Source organism: Kosmotoga arenicorallina S304, from assembly GCF_001636545.1.
Lineage (GTDB): Bacteria > Thermotogota > Thermotogae > Petrotogales > Kosmotogaceae > Kosmotoga_B > Kosmotoga_B arenicorallina.
This window is the reverse complement of the sequence record NZ_JFHK01000002.1, coordinates 1-14,101: the sequence shown is the minus strand read 5'-3', so window position 1 is coordinate 14,101 and position 14,101 is coordinate 1. Positions and strand designations below refer to the sequence as shown.

18 protein-coding genes are annotated in these 14,101 nt (G+C 40.4%); 9 read left to right on the top strand and 9 right to left on the bottom strand.

Going from position 1 to position 14,101, the window contains the following annotated elements:
- Window position 1: 1 nt before the first annotated feature.
- From AT15_RS00285 to AT15_RS00275, 3 genes are read right to left on the bottom strand one after another with little or no spacing between them, the layout of a single operon-like run.
- Window positions 2-988, bottom strand: a complete 987-nt coding sequence (locus AT15_RS00285) for a sugar phosphate isomerase/epimerase family protein (RefSeq protein ID WP_068345217.1) — start codon at window positions 986-988, stop codon at window positions 2-4.
- Complete coding sequence (locus AT15_RS00280) at window positions 988-2,172, bottom strand: Gfo/Idh/MocA family protein (RefSeq protein WP_068345210.1); 1,185 nt, start codon at window positions 2,170-2,172, stop codon at window positions 988-990. The genes AT15_RS00285 and AT15_RS00280 overlap by 1 nt, the downstream gene beginning before the upstream one ends.
- Window positions 2,173-2,200: 28 nt before the next feature.
- Window positions 2,201-3,382: an ROK family protein gene (locus AT15_RS00275; RefSeq protein ID WP_068345207.1), complete on the bottom strand. Its 1,182-nt coding sequence runs from the start codon at window positions 3,380-3,382 to the stop codon at window positions 2,201-2,203.
- A 328-nt stretch (window positions 3,383-3,710) separates the two neighbouring features.
- Between AT15_RS00275 and xylB the strand changes: the two genes are divergently transcribed.
- Both xylB and xylA read left to right on the top strand, forming a co-directional pair.
- On the top strand, window positions 3,711-5,180 hold the full coding sequence (xylB, locus tag AT15_RS00270; protein ID WP_235598463.1) for a xylulokinase: 1,470 nt from the start codon (window positions 3,711-3,713) through the stop codon (window positions 5,178-5,180).
- A gap of 1 nt (window position 5,181) precedes the next feature.
- Window positions 5,182-6,504: a xylose isomerase gene (gene xylA, locus AT15_RS00265; RefSeq protein ID WP_068345203.1), complete on the top strand. Its 1,323-nt coding sequence runs from the start codon at window positions 5,182-5,184 to the stop codon at window positions 6,502-6,504.
- Window positions 6,505-6,559: 55 nt separating this feature from the next.
- Here the strand turns inward: xylA and queF are convergent, their stop codons facing one another.
- The 3 genes from queF to AT15_RS00250 all read right to left on the bottom strand — a co-directional run bounded on the left by queF (window position 6,560) and on the right by AT15_RS00250 (window position 8,307).
- Window positions 6,560-6,946 (bottom strand): preQ(1) synthase, encoded by a 387-nt coding sequence (gene queF / locus AT15_RS00260; RefSeq protein WP_068345201.1) that lies wholly within the window; start codon window positions 6,944-6,946, stop codon window positions 6,560-6,562.
- Complete coding sequence (locus AT15_RS00255) at window positions 6,933-7,589, bottom strand: queuosine precursor transporter (protein ID WP_068345200.1); 657 nt, start codon at window positions 7,587-7,589, stop codon at window positions 6,933-6,935. Before AT15_RS00255 ends, queF begins: the two co-directional genes overlap by 14 nt.
- A gap of 130 nt (window positions 7,590-7,719) precedes the next feature.
- Window positions 7,720-8,307 (bottom strand): CYTH domain-containing protein, encoded by a 588-nt coding sequence (locus AT15_RS00250; RefSeq protein WP_068345199.1) that lies wholly within the window; start codon window positions 8,305-8,307, stop codon window positions 7,720-7,722.
- Window positions 8,308-8,417: 110 nt separating this feature from the next.
- Between AT15_RS00250 and AT15_RS00245 the strand changes: the two genes are divergently transcribed.
- The 7 genes from AT15_RS00245 (at window position 8,418) to AT15_RS00215 (ending at window position 12,551) form a co-directional block, all read left to right on the top strand.
- Window positions 8,418-8,768, top strand: a complete 351-nt coding sequence (locus AT15_RS00245; protein WP_084251359.1) for a DUF1292 domain-containing protein — start codon at window positions 8,418-8,420, stop codon at window positions 8,766-8,768.
- A 66-nt stretch (window positions 8,769-8,834) separates the two neighbouring features.
- Window positions 8,835-9,500: a 5'-methylthioadenosine/S-adenosylhomocysteine nucleosidase gene (locus tag AT15_RS00240; RefSeq protein WP_068345198.1), complete on the top strand. Its 666-nt coding sequence runs from the start codon at window positions 8,835-8,837 to the stop codon at window positions 9,498-9,500.
- Between the two features lie 25 nt (window positions 9,501-9,525).
- Entirely contained in the window at window positions 9,526-9,864 is a 339-nt protein-coding gene (locus AT15_RS00235; RefSeq protein WP_068345196.1) for a histidine triad nucleotide-binding protein, read from the top strand.
- Entirely contained in the window at window positions 9,864-10,475 is a 612-nt protein-coding gene (locus AT15_RS00230) for a class I SAM-dependent methyltransferase (protein ID WP_068345194.1), read from the top strand. The genes AT15_RS00235 and AT15_RS00230 overlap by 1 nt, the downstream gene beginning before the upstream one ends.
- Window positions 10,417-11,094 (top strand): energy-coupling factor ABC transporter ATP-binding protein, encoded by a 678-nt coding sequence (locus tag AT15_RS00225; RefSeq protein WP_084251358.1) that lies wholly within the window; start codon window positions 10,417-10,419, stop codon window positions 11,092-11,094. Before AT15_RS00230 ends, AT15_RS00225 begins: the two co-directional genes overlap by 59 nt.
- Complete coding sequence (locus AT15_RS00220; RefSeq protein ID WP_068345185.1) at window positions 11,078-11,887, top strand: energy-coupling factor ABC transporter ATP-binding protein; 810 nt, start codon at window positions 11,078-11,080, stop codon at window positions 11,885-11,887. Before AT15_RS00225 ends, AT15_RS00220 begins: the two co-directional genes overlap by 17 nt.
- Window positions 11,880-12,551: a DUF554 domain-containing protein gene (locus AT15_RS00215; RefSeq protein ID WP_068345183.1), complete on the top strand. Its 672-nt coding sequence runs from the start codon at window positions 11,880-11,882 to the stop codon at window positions 12,549-12,551. Before AT15_RS00220 ends, AT15_RS00215 begins: the two co-directional genes overlap by 8 nt.
- Before the next feature lie 55 nt (window positions 12,552-12,606).
- Here AT15_RS00215 and rd read toward each other — a convergent pair whose 3' ends face one another.
- Genes rd through AT15_RS00200 form a run of 3 tightly spaced genes read right to left on the bottom strand, consistent with a single transcriptional unit; the run spans window position 12,607 to window position 13,706 of the window.
- Window positions 12,607-12,765, bottom strand: coding sequence for a rubredoxin (rd, locus tag AT15_RS00210; RefSeq protein WP_068345180.1), 159 nt, complete (start codon window positions 12,763-12,765; stop codon window positions 12,607-12,609).
- A 36-nt stretch (window positions 12,766-12,801) separates the two neighbouring features.
- Window positions 12,802-13,188, bottom strand: coding sequence for a desulfoferrodoxin (locus tag AT15_RS00205; protein ID WP_068345178.1), 387 nt, complete (start codon window positions 13,186-13,188; stop codon window positions 12,802-12,804).
- 2 nt (window positions 13,189-13,190) lie between these two features.
- Window positions 13,191-13,706 carry a ferritin gene (locus AT15_RS00200; RefSeq protein WP_068345177.1) on the bottom strand — a complete coding sequence of 172 codons (516 nt, stop codon included), beginning with the start codon at window positions 13,704-13,706 and terminating at the stop codon, window positions 13,191-13,193.
- Window positions 13,707-14,101 lie beyond the last annotated feature (395 nt).

Genomic DNA, 14,101 nt, shown 5'->3' with positions numbered 1-14,101 from the left:
CTCAATCATTTTTCATTGAATCATCAAAAGCAAGTTGAGACTTCGGGAAGTCTATCCTTCGCACAAATTCCAGTGCCTCTTTTGCTCCATGGAGCCTATCCATACCTGAATCTTCCCATTCAACTGATAAAGGACCCGTGTAGCCAATATCGTTTAATGCTCTGATTATCTTTTCAAAGTCAACATCGCCGTGTCCAAGAGAAACAAAATTCCAGCCCCTTCTATGATCACCGAAAGTAATATGCGAACCAAGAATTCCAGTTTTTCCATCAAGGTTTACTGTAGCGTCTTTCATATGCACATGGAAAATTCTATCGGCAAAGTCATAAATAAAGAGGTGTGGCTTTACACCCTGCCAGTGTAGATGGCTGGGATCAAAATTAAATCCAAAAGATGGTCTATCAATATAAGTCAGGAGTTTTTCTGCGGTGTAATAATCAAAGGCAATTTCAGTAGGGTGTACTTCTAAAGCAAATTTAACGTTATTTTCTTCAAATACTTTCAGTATTGGATCCCAGAGATCCGCCACATATTTGAACCCATTATTTATGAATTCATCCGAAACAGGCGGGAAAGAATACCAGGCTTCCCAGATAGTAGAACCCATAAACCCTGTTACAACTTCAGCTCCAAGAGCCTTTGCAGCAATGGCAGTTGCTTTCATTTCTTCAATTGCCCATTGCCTCATTTTTTCAGGATTTCCATGAGTTTCTTTTGGCGCAAATACCTCAAAGCGCTTTGTATTCCTGCTACCCACTAACTGCCCGGCAAGATGGTTACCAATAGCCCATACATTCAAGTTATATCTTGCTAGTATTTCTTTCTTTTCCCTTACATAACCATCATCGCTTGCAGCTTTTTTGGGATCAAGGTGGTCACCCCAGCAGGCTATTTCAAGCCCGTCATAACCCCATTCTGAAGCAAGTCGACACATTTCTTCAAAGGGTAAGTCAGCCCACTGACCCGTAAAGATTGTAACCGGGCGCATTAATCTTCACCTCCAATTTTGAAAGAAGCATCTATCCATTCTCCACCTTTGTTGCTGCTCTTTACACAATCATGAACAAATTTAACGCCACGTGCTCCATCAATAACTGTAGGGAATAACTCATCAGACTTTTCCCCGGTTTTTTTGGCTGATAGCTTATTACAGAAGCTTCTGTATAGGTTAGCAAAAGCTTCAAAATATCCTTCGGGATGCCCCGATGGCAATCTTGTATACATTTGGGCAGATTCTGAAAGGTAATCGTTCCCTCTTGAAAGTATTTTTAGCGGTTCTCCTATCAAAGATAGCTTCAAAAAGTTGGGATGCTCCTGTTCCCATTCGAGAGAACCTTTGGTACCGTATATCCTTATTTTCAAGCCATTTTCATTCCCGATTGCTACCTGTGAAGGCCAGTAACTTCCACTTGCATTGTTTTCATATTTGAGCAATATGAAAGCGTTGTCGTCGAGTCTCCTGCCTTCAACGAAAGTTTCCAGCCTTGCTGAAAGCGAGGTGATTTCAAGATTTGTTATGAAATGTGCGAGATTTTCTATATGTGTTCCAATATCCCCAACACAATTGGAGATTCCTGCATATTTAGGATCCGTTCTCCAGCTGGCCTGTGTCTGACCCTCTTTTTCAATTGGTTCGGCAAGCCATCCTTGAGGGTATTCAGCTATTATTAGCCGTATATCACCAAGGATATTTTTTCGAACAAGCTCACGCGCTTCTCTAACCATGGGGTATCCGGTGTAAGTATAGGTGACCATGAATTCAACATCATTTTTTGCCGCTAAATCCATTAGTTCCTCAGCCTCTTCAATAGTGAAACACAACGGCTTTTCGCATACTACATTTATTCCCTTTTCCAGAAAAGCTTTTGCAACTTTATAATGCAAGTAATTCGGGACTGTTATGGATACGAAATCTATTCCATCATCACGTTGGGCCTCTTTTTCAGCCATCTCTTCGAACGATTTATACGCTCTGTCTTCGGATATACCCAGTTCTTTAGCTGTCATAAGCGTTTCTTCAAAAATCGGTGAGAAGGAGCCGGCGACTATTTGTGCCTGTCCATTCATAGCAATTGCAGCCCTATGAACTGGCCCTATGAAAGAACCGGGGCCTCCTCCAACCATTCCATATTTAAGTTTTTTCCCTTCTTCAAAAAAATGACCCTGAATCATCAATATCCCTCCTTGGAGTATGTTATATTCATATTATGTTTTCAAGGCTTCGGTCAACAATCATCAGAGCCGCGCCTGTTATTGCTGCTAAACCCTGTTCTTTGCTATCCAAAAGGCTTTTCATTATCTTGATTTTGTTTTTTGCGGTATGAAGTACCATGCTATTTACTTTATTTTCAATACGTCTTACGGATTCATCACTCAGGATGGAGCCCCAACCACCCAATATTATGTATTCCGGACTTAAGCCATTTACAATATTTGTTATGCCGGCCGTCAAATAAGCTTCTTCTTTTTTTAGGAACGCAAGGGCATTTTCGTTATTTTCAGATAGTGAAATGAGCGAAGTGAATTTATCGTTATAACTTGAACCCTCAAGCTTTGCAATTTTTCTTTCGTACTCACGGACAATAGCTTCAGTGGAAGCGAGAGTTTCCCAGCACCCTCTGTTTCCGCAATAGCATTCCTTGCCGTTGAAATCTATTGTCATGTGCCCGAGTTCCCCGGCGTTGAAAAAAGTCCCTCTGTAAATTTGCCCGTTAATAATCACACCACATCCAATTCCTTCAGACAGATAAACAAAAACCACATTTTCAGTTGGCTTTATTAGTGGGTTCTTCCATTTCTCAGCGATTATTGATAGGTTTGCTTCGTTGTCTATATAAATAGGGATATTACCTTCCAGATGCTCAGAAAGATCTACATCTCTCCAACCCAGATGTGGGACATCGATTATGTAATTGTTTTCGATATCAACCATACCCGGAATTGATATAGATATTCCCAGAAACCTTTCGGGATCGATTTTTTCTACAATTGGATAGACTGTCTTTCTTATTTTTTCGACAAATTTGCCGATATTATTGACACTTCTTACAGTATCAACATGTTCAATGGAACCGTCAAAGTAACCCACTGCGACTTCTGTTACTTGAACGCCTACTCTTACAACAACCGATTTATATGCATTCTTGGATAACTTCAAACCGATTGTCCGTCGCCCCACTTTTCCGGAAATTTCCGGCTGTGTCTCTATACAAAGGTTTCGGTTCATAAACTCCCTAATTATTTTCGTTATTGTGCTGGGATCGAGCCCCGAGAGTTTTGCCAGAGCTTTTCTGTTTGTCAACGATTCTCTGCGTAAAAGGTTCAGAACGAGCTTTCTGTTTATTTTTGCCAGGTTTTTGTAATTGTGTTTGGCTCTAACCATCTGCTCACCTACTATTAATTGATATAATCAATCAAATATCGCTTTGATTATAGTAAAATATTTCTTATATCTAAAAACCAATCATCAACTAATAGTCTTTTCTATAAGGAAATAAACAGCATTAAGGCCAAATATCTGCAATTTTCGCAGATGCTGAAAAACACAAAATCTACATTAATTGATTGCTTACATAAATTAATAAAAAAACCTGATAATCGACTCTCAGCTATTCTTAATGCTCCTTATAAGCGGTAAAAAGATTTGTTTTTAGAAAAGATTAAAGATATTTTATAAGAGAAGTCTAATATGAATTATGGGTGGGATTAAAGTGTTATTTGCAGGTATCGATGTTGGTACTTCATCGGTAAAAGCCATATTAGTTGACAACAACGGGAATATCGTTGCAAAGAAGAGTGTTTCTTTATCCCTTCAAACACCAAGACCGGGTTGGTCGGAGCAAGACCCCAATGAATGGTGGAGCGCAACAGTTACTGTATTAAAAGAAGTTATTGCAGAAGCACGCGAACCTATTTCGACACTGGCTGTTAGCGGGCAAATGCACAGCCTTGTTGTTCTTGATTCTTCCAGGAGGGTTTTGCATCCTTCAATTCTCTGGTGTGACCAGCGGACAAAAAGGCAATGCGAAGAATTGACTGATAGATACGGTGGAGAAGAGAAGGTAATTAAAGCTTTAGGCAACCCTATTTTGACCGGGTTCACCGCCCCAAAAATATTATGGATGAAAGAAAATGAGTCTGAGATATATCAAAGAGCCCGCTACTTTATGTTACCGAAGGATTTTATAATCTTCAAACTAACTGGAAGCATAACCACAGAGCCTTCTGATGCCTCAGGAACGAGTATATATTCACCGATTTCTGGCAAATATGACGAGAAGATACTGGATATCCTGGGAATTGACGAAAGAAGGTTGCCAGCTGTAATTAGTTCTGGTGAGGCTGTTGGGAAAATAAATGCGATGGAGTTCAGTGAATTATCCGATACTGTTGTTGTACAAGGCGGCGCGGACAATGCAGCAGCCGCATATGGCTGTGGCGTTGAAACATCGGGTGACACAATGGTCAGCCTTGGAACTTCGGGCACTGTGGTTACTGTATTGGATAAACCGGTGGCTGATTTCAAACACGGTGTACATCTCTTCAACCACGTGAAGAAAAATGTTTTCTACCATATGGCTGTAATCCTTTCTGCTACTAATTCGCTAAATTGGACTTTGAAAAGATTTTCCATAAATATGCCTTTTTCTGAAATTGAGAAAATGGCTTCTTCAAAAAACGTCGGGGCAAATGGAGTTATTTTCCTCCCTTACCTGAATGGTGAAAGAACCCCGCATAGAAATCCATCAGCTCGGGGTGTTTTCTTTGGGCTTTCCTCGTTTAATGATACCGGTGATTTATTGAGAGCTGTATATGAAGGGGTTGCTTATGCTTTGAGAGATGGATATGAATCGATTTTAAAACTTGGTGATCAAATTAACATGGTTAAGATCGTTGGTGGAGGCTCTAAAAGCAAATTGTGGCCTCAAATTATTTCGGACAATTTCAACAAGGCGATACAAAGAATATCAGTTGATGAAGGCGCCGCATATGGGGTTGCAAGGCTCGCAGCAGAAAGCCATGGGGTCAACACATCTAACTGGATAAAGATTACAGATAGTATTAAACCTTATCAGGAGAATGCGATGCGTTACAACAGCTTTATAGAGCTATATAGAAAGTTATACACATCGTTGAAAGAGAGATTTCAGGAGTTGGATGAATTATATAAGGAGGGATAACATGGAATTTTTTCCAGAGGTAAACAGGATAGAGTTCGAAGGTAAAAGGAGTACAAATCCTCTGGCATTCAAATTTTATAATCCTGATGAAGCCTTTGAAGATACAACAATGAAGGATTATTTGAGGTTTTCCGTCGCTTTCTGGCACACGTTTAATGGCACCGGGCAGGATATGTTTGGAGCACCATCGTTTTTCAGACCCTGGGATAATGCGAAAAACGATCTGGATAAGGCTTTGATGAAGATTGACGCTCTCGTAGAATTTTGCGAAAAGCTGGGAATAGAGTATTTCTGCTTCCACGATCGCGATATTGCCCCGGAAGGGAAGACATTGAGGGAGACCAATGCCATTCTGGACAGATTGGTTAATTATCTTAAGGAAAGAATGAAAGAATCGGGCTTGAAGCTTCTTTGGGGAACGGCAAACCTCTTTAGCCACCCAAGATATGCACATGGCGCAGCGACCTCATGCTCAGCAGACGTATTTGCATACGCAGCAGCGCAGGTAAAAAAAGCGCTTGAAATAACAAAAGAGCTTGGTGGTGAAGGCTATGTTTTCTGGGGGGGCAGAGAAGGTTATTCAACATTATTGAACACTGATATGGAGTTGGAACTCGACAACCTTGCGCGTTTTTTAAGAATGGCAGTTGATTATGCAAAGGAAATAGGATTTAAGGGACAGTTTCTCATAGAGCCAAAGCCCATGGAACCCACAAAGCATCAGTATGACTATGATGTGGCAGCTTCAATGGCCTTTTTAAGGAAATATGGTCTGGAAGGCCATTTTAAGTTTAACATCGAAGTAAATCACGCAACATTAGCCGGACATACTTTCAATCACGAGTTAAGATATGCAAGGATAAACGATATGCTTGGAAGCATAGATGCTAATCAGGGCGACCTGTTCCTTGGATGGGATACCGATCAGTTTCCCACAGATTTATATGTAACAACATTGGGTATGTATGAAATAATAAAGAAAGGCGGTATAAAACCCGGTGGATTGAATTTTGATGCGAAAATAAGAAGAGAATCGCTTGATATCACCGACCTTTTTACAGCTCACATTGCCGGTATGGACGCTTTTGCATTAGGCTTGAAGGCTGCGAAGGAATTAATAAGTTCGGAATTTGAAAACGTTGTTGCAGAGAGATATTTGAGTTTTAAAACAGGAATTGGAAAAGAAATCATAGAAGGAAATACAGATTTAAGATCTCTTGAAAGGCACGTTCTTGATATGGAGAACATAGCACTCCCTTCCGGAAGGCAAGAATATCTTGAAACGCTTATTAACAGAGCTATTTTACTGGCTGTAAATGACTGAGCACCCTTCCGAAAAATGCCTCCTTAAATAAGGAGGCATTTTTTTAAGCTCATCTTCAGAGGGTTCCCATCGATGTAGTTGTCAGGATACCACCACGAATGTTATAAACCATGGTAACTTTTATCCTGTTGGTTTGAAGCAATTTTTTCAGATCTTCATAGATAATCTTCGTAGCTTCTTCCTGATAAACCCCCACATTTCTGAAACTTATAAAATAGTATTTCAGGGATTTTAGCTCAACTATTTTGCCGCCTTCGGGATAATATTCAATGGTAACTTTAGCTATATCTGGTAAGCCTGAAAAGGGGCAAACTGCTGAAAATTCTTCTGTTTCAATTTTTACGTATTCCTCTCGTCCATCAAAGGGAACCGCTTCAAGAAAATCGGCCCTTATTTTTTCTTTGCTTTCAAAATTGAAGATTTTTCCTTCAGCTTCCGGCATAGTGTTCCTCCTTTATTTCCCAACGCCCTGTTATTGCCTTTACACCGAGATAGACAAAGGGTGTGTCAGCAGCAGCGATGAGAATTTTAAAAAGGTATTGTGAAAATATCATGTTCATGAGCACAGTTGATGGGACAATCCCTGCAAATGCAATTATTATAAAAACAACGGTGTCTATAAACTGCGAAACCATTGTAGACAGGTTGTTTCGAAGCCAGAGATGCTTACCTTTAGAAAGTTTTTTCCAGAAATGGAATGCCCATACGTCATGCCACTGACTCGTAAGATATGCTACCAAGGATGCCAGTGTGACTCTTGGAATAGCTCCAAGAACTGTTGAGAACTGTTCCTGTGCCTTAAAAAAATCAGCAGGTGGCAATAGGACCGCTATGAAGGTAAGAAAGGGAACGATAGCAGCTGAAAAGAACCCTGCAACCACAACCTGTGACGCCTTCTTTTTGCCGTATACTTCTGAGATTACGTCGGTTAAAGCAAAGGTAATGGGATACATAAACACGCCAGCAGGAACCACAAAACCAAGAATTTCGATAAGCTTAAAGGATACGATATTGGAAACCACAAGTGCAGTGATAAATATCGCTGCAAGAAATAGAAATGCGTTGCCGGTATGTTCTTTCCTCAATGCCAAATACCTCCTCTATTCGTTTTCTGGTCATAATTCTATCATCAGGCTTAATAAACATTTCTTCTTTTGTGAAAAAGCTAAAATAAATTTTATTTAAAAGGCTATATTGACTTTTTGAATTTTCTATTTAATAATAGATTCCCTTTAGCAAATTCATGAAAGTTTCTTTTTGAATATCAGGCAGGTTCTCAGATTTTATTTTTTTGGCTACAAATGCGATCAAATTAATATCGGGTTTTCTGGAAATCTTCCAGGCTGTGTATTCCTCATTTTCGCTCACATCCTTAAATACCTCTTCGGGAAGGTTCCAGAGTTCCCAGGGAAATGGCATCTTGGCATCTGGCCTCTTGAGTTCGACTTCTGCGACATACCCAAATTCCGGGAAATAATAGTTATCAAGCACGGCTTCGTAATCGATACCGGGATATATCCACCTGAGTTTCACAACTACGGGTGATGCTTTTAATTTCTTTGACATCATGCTGGTTTCATCAGGCGAAATTTCGCGTTCTTTTTCTATTCTCACTACGCCGATACCGCGTTTATGGGTAGAAAACCACATTATTTCGCCTTGTTTGTTTACCTGAACCCTTATTCTGAGATCTTCTTTATCTGATAGATACCACTGGGAAATCAACAATGCCCTTTTTGTGCAACATAAAATATGCTCTAATTCATCACTTACCACAAGATATTTTCTTTCAAGCTCCAGCACAGGGCTCACTCCTTTTGATGTCGCATCTTAACAAAGGCTTAATTGCCATTATTTCTATATCATGATACCATTGTTTGAACAAATATGCTTTTAGCTTCGGAGGTATTTTTATGGAAGAAATGAAAGATTTTGGGCACCCGCATGACCATGAACACGAACATGAACACGAGCACTTCGATATGTTCGCCATTACTGATGAAGATGGTAATGAACACAATTTCGCATTAATCGCTCAACTCGATGTCGATGAAAAGCGATACTGGGTATGCCAGGAGGCTTTTCTGGAAGCGGAAGAGATCGTAGGTTTCGATGAAGAGTCTTATGTTGTCTTCAGGGCATCTGAAGAAGCCGACGGAAACATTGTTTTGAATTCGCTTGAAGATGACGAATTCGAAAAGGTAAGCAAGGCGTGGGACGAAGAACTGGCACACGCTACAGCTGAAGAGGAAGAAGAGGAATAAAGCAAGATAATACTAGGGGGCTTATGCCCCCTTTTTTAATTGTATAATTTAATTGGGGGTGATCAAATGCTTCTCATAGAGAGCGTGTTTATTCCAGAATTAGCTCCGATAGTTGATAATATGCTTACGCTGGAAACGGGGGAAATAATGGGTCGTTTGTTTTCAAGGGGGATAATAGGCCAGAACGAAGTTGTCGCTACCAGTGGATTTATAGGGAAAATCGAGGCTTCAGCAGTTACACAGAAAATGATTGACCGTTTTTCGCCAAGTATAGTTGTGCTGGTTTCCGGCGCAGGTGCGCTTGATCCGAGCTTAAAAATTGGTGATATAGTTGCCGGGGTGGAATTTCAAGAATATGATCTGATTGTGCCTACAAAATCAAATTCAACAAGAATAACTTCAGTCGATTCAAGCACCATAGAACATGTGCAGAAGTTTTTCCCGGAAGCCAAGCTCGGAAAAATAGTGTCAGGCGATAAGCTTGTGCAGTGCACAGAAGAGCGCGATGAACTCTTTAAGCAAACATCTGCTCTATGCCTTGATATGGATTCAGCCGCTATTGCCAGAGTAAGCCAGATGAATAAGATTCCATTTGCTGTATTTAAGGTAATCCTGGATATGTGTGATGAAAATAGCGAACGCGATTTCAGTGTGAATTTTGGTAGATTTTCAACGAGACCGGCAGAAATATTGTTGACTATATTGAAGAATCACATGCTCGATATAAAGTAACGAAAGAAGTGAAAGGAGGGTATTTATGGATTGCATTTTCTGCAAAATCGTATCCGGTGAAATTCCTTCTCAAATAGTTGGAGAGACAGAACATTTCTTGGCGTTTAGGGATATAAATCCGATAGCTCCAACGCATGTACTTATAATCCCAAAAGTGCATATTGAAAAGCCTTCTGAATTGTCATCTTTTGACGATAACGCATTAGGAGAGCTTTTTAACCTCATTCAAGAAATCGCCGAAAGTGAAGGAATATCAGAAACAGGATTTAGAACCCTCTTCAATACAGGGAAGAATGCCGGGCAGGAAGTAAAACATTTGCATTTTCATGTAATAGGTGGAAGAAAGCTGGGAAAAATAGGATAATGCGTGAAGATTCCTTTGAACATTATTACACACAAAAACCTTCTTCATCTCTGGAAACCCGCGAAGTAACGATAAAGCTGAAAAATGGAAATTCCTACCGCTTTTTGAGCCCGAGCGGTGTCTTTGCCTTCGGGAAGGTTGACAGGGCAAGCTTTTTGCTTGTAGAATATGCAGAATTAAGCGAGAAGGATCTTGTGCTTGATCTTGGCTGCGGATACGGGTTGATTGGCATTACCTTGAAAAAAGAATATCCCGATATAACTCTTTTTATGAGTGATGTAAACGAAAGGGCAGTTAGGTATGCGAAGATTAACGCCCGGGATAACAACATCTCAGCTGAAATACGGCAGGGGTATTTATATGAACCCTGGATCGAGCATAAGTTCAATGCTATTTTCTGCAATCCACCAATGGCTGCGGGAAAGAAAGTCTGGCAGGAAATTGTTTGTAAAGCCCCATCTTTTCTCACAAAGGGCGGAAGACTGGAGATCGTTGCATTTCACAACAAAGGTGGAAGTCGATTGGAAAAACTGATGCGAGAGGTCTTTGGAAATGTTAGAACTTTGGCCAAATCCGGAGGAGTTCGGGTATATGTGTCTATCAGGTTCTGATGCCATATTTATTGACATTTCCAGAGCTGGCTATGATGAAAAAAGCATTATTTTTAAGAATTTCAACCTGACTGTCAAGATCGGTGAATATTTGGGTCTATATGGATCCAACGGAACAGGCAAAACAACTCTACTGAGAGCAATTGCAGGGATATTCCCTCCTGTTTTTTATGGAGATATAAAGGTTAAGGGCAGAGTTGGTTATGTTTTTCAGAATCCCGATAATCAGATAATAGGGGCAACTGTTGAAGAGGATATCCGCTTTGGCCTCGAAAATCTTGCCCTTAACTGCGAAACCGTTGAAAAGAGGCTTCAAGAAACGCTTACTACCTTTGGACTTCAAGAGTTCCGGGCAAAGGATACCTTGACACTTTCTGGTGGTCAGAAGCAACGGCTGGCGATTGCGGCCATTATGAGCCTGAATCCTGAAATTTTACTTTTTGACGAGCCTTTCAGCATGCTTGATAGAATGGAACGCCGGAGCATGATGAATCTGGTGAAATCATTGCGTGCAAAGCAGATTACAGTTGTTTTAGCAAGTACGAATATGAAAGATCTGGTTTTTTGTGACAGGATAATTACCCTTGATGGAGGGAGAAGTCATGATCAAGTTCAATAACGTGAGCTTCCTTTACAATCCTGACACCCCTTTTTTCATGGCTTCCCTTAAAAATATCAGCTTGCAAATCGAAAAGGGCTCGCTTTCGCTGATACTTGGCGCAAATGGAGCTGGCAAAACGACTTTTCTCTTATTAGCTGCAGGACTTTTTCATCCAACTTTGGGGAAAATTTACTTAGATGGTATAGATATCACAGAATCCGGAAACAATATAGCCAGAAAACTCATAGGCATCTCTTTTCAGTACCCCGAAAAATATTTCTTCTCTGAAAATGTCAAAGATGAAGTGTGTTATGCCGCCAGAGAATTTGGAATCGGAAGCATTCCGGAAAGATTTCAGGAAATGATGGAAATCCTTGGTCTCGAAGGAGAAGTTATCGGGCCGCGCTCACCCTTTTCTCTATCCGGCGGTGAAGCACGGAGAGTAGCAATTGGAAGCTCCATCATTCATAACCCTGAAATCGTATTGTTTGACGAACCTACGGTATCCCTTGATGTGGACGGAATAGTGAGTATCAGAGAGATAATTTCAAGGCTAAAAGCAGAAGGCAAAACAATAGTAATTTGCACCCACTGGCCCGAGTATTTTTTAGACATTGCATCTGATATAATCGGTCTTAAAGAAGGCGAATTGTTTTTTCATTCCAATGTAAGGGAATTCCTTAATAAACCTGAAAGCTGGTATGGAAATCTTGGTTTGATTGTTGAAGAAGGCCTTCGGGAAATTAAAGAGCATTTCCGAAAAACGGGAGAAATTATTGCGTTTGATCCAGAGGGGTGGATAAATGTTTAATATCTCTGTAATCGTCAATACAATAGCCGTTCTTATAGGTTCTTCTCTTGGGATTTTCGGTGGAAAGTGGCTTTCCGAAAAATACAGAAAGGTACTCTTTAAAGTTATAGGCCTGCTGACTATCGGGCTTGGTATCAAGATGTTCTTCGAATATAGCAACGCTCTCGTGGTGCTCGGGAGCATGGCAATTGGCGGCATTGTCGGAGAAGCCCTTGAGTTAGAATCAAAAATCGGTAAACTCACCGGCAATAACAAAAGCGAAGATTTCGTAACCGGTTTTATAACAGCTACGCTTCTTTTCGTAGCTGGACCAATGACTGTTATCGGCTCGATAAAGGCTGGTATTGAGGGAAATAATGAAATTATCTTCTTGAAATCGTTGATGGATGGTATTTCTTCGGTTATGCTCGCAGCGAGTTTTGGTTCGGGCGTTCTGTTTTCCGCAATATCCGTGTATCTTGTTCAAGGCGGTCTTGTATCTCTGGCGTCTGTCCTGAATTTTCTGCAACAACCTTCTTATCTTGGTGACTTTTCAGGCACAGGTGGGCTTACGTTACTTGCTCTGGGAATCAGGCTTCTTGAAATTAAGGAGATCAAAGTTGGTAATTTCTTGCCGGCTTTAATAGTTTCCCCTGTATTGACCTTTGTCTCCGGTATCTTTTGATGTAAAAAAGGCGGGAATGACCCCGCCTGACTATATGCCGATTAGTATTATGAATTCATTCAATGGGTTCGAAATCGTCTTTGCTTGCTCCGCAAAGCGGGCATACCCAGTCTTCAGGAACGTTCTCAAAGGCAGTTCCCGGTTCAACCCCATTATCTGGATCTCCCGCTTCAGGATCATAAATATATCCACAAACAGTGCACCTGTACTTCAATTTCACCACTCCTTTCCAAAGTTTAATGCATGTTTATTATAGTTTGTTCACCCATAATCCATGAATGTTGCAGTATTCCCTTGCTATTATTTCTTTTCCCTGTGGAATTTCAAAAACTGCTTCAGGAGCATCCCCGGGCATTAATTCCTTTCTGTGAACCGTGCCATCAACTACCAGCTCAATCCACTCGATATAGTGTTTTTCCTCCATTGGATGCAAAGCATTTTCTCCTACTCTAACCACATACTTGCCATCTTCCCAATTAATAAATGGCACATGCTTTTCTGTCGAAGTGTCCGAGGTTTTTTCTTCAAAGAGCTTCATGGGCTGTCCACAACAAACAAGCTCCCCCTGCCCTTCGTGAAGAACTTCGACTATATTTCCGCAAATTTCGCATTTGTACACCTGTCTTTTTTGAGTCATTCTCACACCTCCCCTTGAATTAATGGAATATATTTTCTTTGCGCTAACTCATTGTCAATCATGAAAATTCCGTTTTTGCTGTCTCCAACGAATTTCAATTTGTCTATTATTTCTCTATCGTTCTCTTCTTCCTCAACCTGTTCGTCAATAAACCATTGTAGAAAATTATATGTTGCCCTGTCCTTTAATTCTTCAGCCAGATCAACGAGATTATTTATGCATTCGGTGATGTGTTGCTCATGCTTCAATGTTTCCTCAAAGGCGTGAAGCGGAGAATTCCAGCTATGCGGGGGTTCGTCAATTGCAAACAACTTCACATCGGCCCCCTGTGACAGCAGGTAGTTATATATCTTCATGGCGTGATCTGTTTCTTCTTTATGCTGCACCATCATCCAGTTAGCAAAACCTTTAAGACCTATCGAGTTAAAATAGCTGGACATGGATAGATACAAATACGCTGAGTAGAGTTCCTCATTTACTTGCTTGTTCAGGGCTTCTTTCATTTTTTCCTTTAACATCTTAACTCACTCCTTTCTTTTTTGGTATATCTTCATAAGTAATTCTATTCATCTCGCAGTGAAAAGCAAAATAAATGGCAATCACTTACTTCAATTATATTATACCACAATGATAAATTAATACTACTATTTAGAACTATTCTATATTAATTTAGGGCGTCGCGAAAAAAGTGGGCCTCCCAAATTCCAATGGTGGTACCATTGAAATATCCCAACATAAGAAAGGAGGCCCAAATAAATGGTACCACAAGAACTTACAAAAAGCGATATTGTAAAGATTATTGAGCAATTAGACAAGCTTTTGCCTTCTAACTTTGTTAACAAACAAGGCAGAGGTAGAAGAAAGGCTTATTCCGACAAAAGCATCTTGAAACTTTCCATTTTATTGAAGCTAT